The organism is Nostocoides sp., assembly GCF_035343835.1.
Lineage (GTDB): Bacteria > Actinomycetota > Actinomycetes > Actinomycetales > Dermatophilaceae > Nostocoides_A > Nostocoides_A vanveenii.
Window position 1 is genome coordinate 1 of the sequence record NZ_DAOQZV010000309.1, and the last position, 3,219, is coordinate 3,219.

Here is a 3,219-nt window from a genome sequence, read left to right on the forward strand (position 1 = left end):
CACGGCACGAGGACGAAGGCGCGCTCATTCGCCCGCGGGTGGGGCAGGAGGAGCGCCGGGTCGTCACTGCGGACCTCGTCGGGGCCGCCCGGCGTGCCGTACTGGATCAAGTCCAGGTCGAGCGTGCGCTCACCCCAGCGCACCGCGCGCACGCGGCCGTGTCGCGCCTCGATCCGGTGCAGCGCGGCCAGCAGGTCGGGGGGGGTCAACTCGGTGTGCCCGACGAGCGCGGCGTTGAGGTAGTCGGCCTGCTCCGGGCCACCGACCGGGTCGGTCTCGACGAGCTGGGAGACCGCATCAACGCGCACGCCCGGGGCGGCCCGAAGTTCCTCGACAGCGGCGCCCAGGGTCGCGACCCGGTCACCTAGATTGCTCCCGAGCGCGACGACGAATTCGGCCGTCCGACGCCGCCGGATCGTCACGCTGACATCGGCGAAGGCGTGCGCGATCGGCGCGGTCGGCTTGTGCACGGTGACATCCACCGCGACGAGCTCGCCCAGGGCGAGGACATCCGAAGCGATCGCCTCGGCGAGCGCTTCGATCAGATCGAAGCTCGGCCCGGTCAGCCGGGCCATGGCCAGATCCGCGACGACGCCGTAGTTGACCGTGTCCGCCAGATCGTCGCTGGCGCCCGCTGCCCGCAGGTCGGCGTGCAGCACGATGTCGACGACGAACTCTTGGCCGGTCGCCTTCTCGAAGTCGAAGACACCGTGAAAACCCTTGCCGCGCAGCCCCGTCAGCGTGATGGCGTCCCGCTCCGGGCCGTATGCCGTCACTCCCCACCCCCGGGCAGCTTCCCCCAGGCGGTCGCCACGTCGAGCGCGTCGCGCGTGGCCGTGATGTCGTGCACGCGGATCCCCCACACACCCGCCTCGGCGGCGTAGGCCGAGGTGACCGCGGTGGCCACCTCGCGCTCATCGGCACCGCGGATCGTCTCCTCGCTCCGGCCGACCAGGCCGAGAAAGCGCTTGCGGGATGTGCCAACCAGCACCCGGTGCCCGAGCGCCATGATCTCCGGGAGACCGCGCAGCAGGGCCCAGTTGTGCTCGGGCAGCTTGGCAAAGCCGAGACCCGGGTCGAGGATGATCTGCTCCGGGCGCACGCCCTGGGAGGTCAGGGCGTCGATGCGGGTGGTGAGCTCACGGCATACGTCCGCCATGACATCGTCGTAATGGGCACACGCCTGCATGGTCGCGGAGTGTCCGCGCCAGTGCATGGCGACGAAGTCGACGCCCGCGTCAGCGACGACGGACGCCATCCCTGGGTCGGCCAAGGCACCTGAGACGTCGTTGACGATCCGCGCGCCCGCAGCAATCGCCGCCTGGGCGACCTCGGCGCGCATGGTATCGATCGAAACCATCGCACCGGACGCCGCGAGCGCCGCGACGACCGGGATGGTCCGGCGCAACTCCTCATCGAGGTCCGGACGCAGGGCACCAGGTCGGGTGGACTCCCCCCCGACATCCACGACGTCGGCTCCCGCAGCCATCAGCTCGCGGCCGTGCTCGACGGCGGCATCCGCGTCGAACCACGCCCCACCATCGGAGAAAGAGTCGGGGGTGACATTGACGACGCCCACCAGCACCGGGCCGCTCAAGGTGCCCCGCCCGGACGGATCACCGCGCCCCGCCGAGCAGCAACGACATGGCTTCGGCGCGCGTGGCAGGGTGCCGGAGGCTGCCGCGCACGGCGGAGGTGATGGTCTGCGCGCCGGGCTTGCGCACCCCGCGCATCGACATGCACAGGTGCTCCGCCTCGACGACCACGATGCAGCCCATCACGCTCAGGTGCTCCACGAGGGCGTCGGCAATCTGGCTGGTCAAACGCTCCTGGACCTGCGGACGCCGGGCATAGACGTCGACGAGGCGCGCGAGTTTGGACAGGCCGGTGACCTGGCCGCCGCTGGGGAGGTAGCCGATGTGCGCGACGCCGTGAAAGGGCAGCAGGTGGTGCTCGCAGGTGCTGTAGAGAGCGATATCGCGGACGATCACCAACTCGTCGTGATCGACCTCGAACTTCTTGGCGAGCACATCGCCGGCGTGCTGGTGGAGACCGGCGAACGCCTCGGCATACGCGCGCGCGACTCGTGCCGGCGTTTCGATCAGGCCGTCACGGTCGGGATCCTCACCGATGGCCGCGAGGATCTCGCGGACGGCGGCCTCGATCCGAGCCTGGTCGAAGCCGCTCACTGCTGACTCGCTCACGGGCGCCCTTTCTGCAGGCTCAGTAGGGGTCGCCGGCCTGGGGGTCGACCGGCTGGCCCTCGGGGGTTTCGACGATCTGTGCGGTCGGCTTGTCATCGGCATACGGCGAGGCGCCGACGGCCGCGGCCGCGTCGATGGCCCGCTCGGTCGCCCGGTTCCCCGGACTGGCGACTGCACCCACGGGGGCGCCCGAGCCGTTGAGCGCCGCTTGCTCGGCAGGCGTCAGGACCGGGGGCTTGTCCGAGATGAGGCGGTGCTCCGAGGAGAGCCAGGTCGGCCGGACCGGCCGCTTGCGCACGTCGTGGAAGATCGCGGCGATGTCCTTGGCGTTGAGTGTCTCGCGCTCGAGCAACTCCAGGACGAGGCGGTCGAGGACATCGCGGTTGTCGTTGAGTGCGTGCCAGGCTTCATCGTGGGCCGACTCGATCAGGCGGCGGACCTCTTCGTCGACGATCCCAGCGACGTGCTCGGAGTAGTCGCGCTGGTGGCCGTAGTCGCGCCCGAGGAAGACCTCCCCCTGGCTCTGGCCGAGCTTGATCGCGCCGACCCGCTCGGACATGCCGTATTCGGTGACCATCTTGCGGGCCATCGCCGTGGCCTTCTCGATGTCGTTCGCGGCACCCGTGGTGGGGTCGTGGAAGATGATTTCCTCGGCGACCCGGCCACCCAAGGCATACGCCAACTGGTCGAGGATCTCGTTGCGCGTCGTGGAGTACTTGTCGTCGCTCGGCAGCACCATCGTGTAGCCCAGCGCACGGCCACGCGGCAGGATCGTGATCTTGTTGACCGGGTCGGTGTGGTTCATCGCCGCGGCGACGAGCGCGTGCCCGCCCTCGTGATAGGCGGTGATCTTGCGCTCCTTGGCACTCATGATCCGGGTGCGCTTCTGCGGGCCGGCCATCACTCGGTCGATGGCCTCATCGAGCGTGGCGTCGGTGATCAGGTGACCCGAACTGCGCGCTGTCAGCAGCGCCGCCTCGTTCAAGACATTGGCCAGATCGGCACCGGTGAAGCC

3 protein-coding genes and 1 pseudogene are annotated in these 3,219 nt (G+C 69.8%); all 4 read right to left on the reverse strand.

From position 1 onward, the window contains the following. On the reverse strand, positions 1 to 776 hold a 776-nt coding region (gene folK, locus PKH97_RS15310), incomplete at its 3' end, for a 2-amino-4-hydroxy-6-hydroxymethyldihydropteridine diphosphokinase (protein WP_324388463.1). Next, entirely contained in the window at positions 773 to 1,597 is an 825-nt protein-coding gene (gene folP / locus PKH97_RS15315; protein WP_324388464.1) for a dihydropteroate synthase, read from the reverse strand. The genes folP and folK, both read right to left, overlap by 4 nt. 19 nt (positions 1,598 to 1,616) lie before the next feature. Continuing rightward, on the reverse strand, positions 1,617 to 2,204 hold the full coding sequence (gene folE, locus PKH97_RS15320; RefSeq protein ID WP_324388466.1) for a GTP cyclohydrolase I FolE: 588 nt from the start codon (positions 2,202 to 2,204) through the stop codon (positions 1,617 to 1,619). Between the two features lie 19 nt (positions 2,205 to 2,223). Beyond that, positions 2,224 to 3,219: pseudogene (locus PKH97_RS15325) on the reverse strand (cell division protein FtsH); the annotation flags it as partial.